At 70.5% G+C, this 2,533-nt stretch carries 2 protein-coding genes; one reads left to right on the top strand and one right to left on the bottom strand.

The annotated features are described in order from the left end of the window. Positions 1-1,229, bottom strand: a 1,229-nt coding sequence (locus tag IMZ11_RS42035) for a serine/threonine-protein kinase (RefSeq protein WP_228649092.1), incomplete at its 3' end; no start/stop codon positions are given. Positions 1,230-1,394: 165 nt separating this feature from the next. On the opposite strand from IMZ11_RS42035, the gene IMZ11_RS42030 reads away from it, so the two are divergent. Next, positions 1,395-2,348 (top strand): acyl-ACP desaturase, encoded by a 954-nt coding sequence (locus IMZ11_RS42030; RefSeq protein WP_228649090.1) that lies wholly within the window; start codon positions 1,395-1,397, stop codon positions 2,346-2,348. The last annotated feature ends 185 nt before the right edge of the window (positions 2,349-2,533 follow it).

The following is a 2,533-nucleotide window of genomic DNA, read 5'->3' as shown; positions in this document are numbered from 1 at the left end:
GAGGGGGAGGGCGACGTCGTCACCGGTACGGTCGTGGGACGCGTGATCGTGGGACGCGTGGTCTCGGGTTGTGCGGTCTCGGGGGCGGTGGTCTGCTGTGCTCTGTCGACGGGCTGACCGGATTCTCCGGTTCCCGCCCCTTGCCACACCAGAACACCCGCGACCACGGCCACGGCGAGCGTGGCCGCGCCCGTTCCGGTGAGCAGAGCGCCGCGGCGGCGGGAGCCGTACCGGCTGGGTTGGGTGGGCGCGCCCGCCGACGCGGCGCCCACGGTGCCGTCGGAGGTGAAGGTGCCGGATACCGGCACGTACGGACCGTGCCCCGGTGCGGAAACGGCTCCCACCGGGGACCCGGACGGTGGCACATGCGCGGGTTGCATGTGTACATGGGGCGTGGACACAGGGGACATGGGCGCGACGGGGGCGGCGGGCGATTCGGTCTCGACCGGCCGGCCCAGCAGCCGCATCTGGATGTCGAGGATCGACGGACGCTCGGCGGGGTCCTTGCGCAGCGCGTCCGCGACGATCGACCGGAGCGGCTCGGCGAGGGCGCCGAGGTCGGGCTCGCGGTTCATCACCCGGTTGATCACAGCGGGAACGCTGTCGTCACCGAAGGGCGGCCTGCCCGTGGCGGCGAACACGATCACGCATCCCCACGCGAACACGTCGCTCGCCGGGCCGGCCTGTGCTCCGGCGATCTGCTCCGGGGACATGTAGGCCGGGGTGCCCACGAGGCCGCCACTCTTCGTCGCCGAGTCCAGATGCCGGGCGATCCCGAAGTCGATGACGCGGGGCCCGTCCGCGCCGAGCAGGACGTTGGCGGGCTTGAAATCGCGATGGACCACACCCGCCTGGTGGACGGCGGCCAGGGCGGTGGCGGTCGTCACCGCCAGCCGGTGCAGCGCCGACCCCGACCGGGCGCCGGCCTGCTGAAGGGAGGGACCCTCGACGTACTCGCTCACGACGTACGGACGATCCGCGTCCACGTCGGCGTCGAGGACCTGTGCGACGCAGAACGGCGCCACCCGGCGGGCGGCGGTGATCTCGCGGACGAGCCTCTTGCGGGTCTCGTCGTCGGCCCAGTCCTGGTGAAGGACCTTGACCGCGACGGTCGTGCCGTCGGCCGCGCGGCCCAGATAGACGACCCCCTGGCCGCCGGCGCCCAGCCGTCCTTCCAGCGCGTATCCGCCGATCTCTCGCGGGTCGTCCGTGAGTAGCGGCTTCGACATCGATCCCCTCCTTTTGCCCCCGCTTTACCTTAGTTCGGGTGGTGCCGGTGCCGAAGCACGGTCGACGCGAGGAGACGCAGGCGGGAGAGCCGGATCGGGGATGATCTCGGGAAGTTACGCTAACGTAGGTTACGTAACCGTAATCTCGCCGTTGTGGGGTCAATCTTGTCTGTCACGTCCCGCCCGCTCACCCAGACAGAGCTGCTCATCGAGCTGGAACCCGTCGTGGCGGGGGAGCTGGACCGCCACCTCGCGACGGCTAAGGAGTGGTTCCCCCACGAGTACGTCCCGTGGAGCGACGGCAGGACCTTCGACGGGATCCTGGGCGGGGAGGCGTGGTCGCCGGAGGACACCTCGATCCCCGAGGTGGCCCGCGTCTCGCTTGTGGTGAACCTGCTGACCGAGGACAACCTGCCCAGCTACCACCACGAGATCGCGACGACGTTCGGCAGGGACGGCGCGTGGGGCACGTGGGTGCACCGCTGGACGGCGGAGGAGGGGCGGCACGGCATCGCCATCCGCGACTACCTCACGGTGAGCCGGGCCGTCGATCCGGTGGCGCTCGAGCGGGCCAGGATGACCCACATGGAGACCGGCTTCGCCACGGAGCACGAGGGGATGCTGCGCCAGCTCGCCTACGTCTCCTTCCAGGAGCTGGCCACCCGCATCGCCCACCGCAACACCGGCAAGGTGTCGGGCGACCCGCACTGCGAGCGGCTGCTGAGCAGGATCGCGGCGGACGAGAACCTGCACATGCTCTTCTACCGGAACCTGCTCGCCGCCGCCTTCGAGCTGGCTCCCTCCCAGACCATGCGTGCCGTGACCGACGTCGTCACGGCGTTCCAGATGCCGGGGCACGGCATCGAGGGCTTCGCCCGCAAGTCCGTGGCGATCGCCATGGCCGGGATCTACGACATCCGGCAGCACCGGGACGAGGTCCTCATGCCGGTGCTGCGGCAATGGAAGCTTTTCGACATCGAAGGGCTCGACGCCGATGGCGAGCGCGCTCGCGAGGAGCTGGCCGCCTTCCTCGCGCAGCTCGACTCGGCCGCGGCCCGTTTCGAGGAGCGCAGAGACGCGCGGAGGGCACGCGCCGCGGCCGCCGGCACATCCCTTTAGAACCACGCCCTTCTGGAGCGGGCGCCAGTAGACGGTTACCGGAGTCGGCGTGATGGGGGTCGGGCGTCCCAGCGGTAGCGGGGTCCTGCTCGGCGGATGAGTGCGCGGACGGTGACGAACGCGCCGGCCTCACACTTCGATGCGTTGTCTCGTCGATCTGGTGAGAGCGGATGCGCCAGAAGGAA

Source organism: Microtetraspora sp. AC03309 (genome assembly GCF_020826795.1).
Classification (GTDB): Bacteria; Actinomycetota; Actinomycetes; order Streptosporangiales; family Streptosporangiaceae; genus Microtetraspora; species Microtetraspora glauca.
This window is presented reverse-complemented; position numbering and strand designations above follow the sequence as displayed.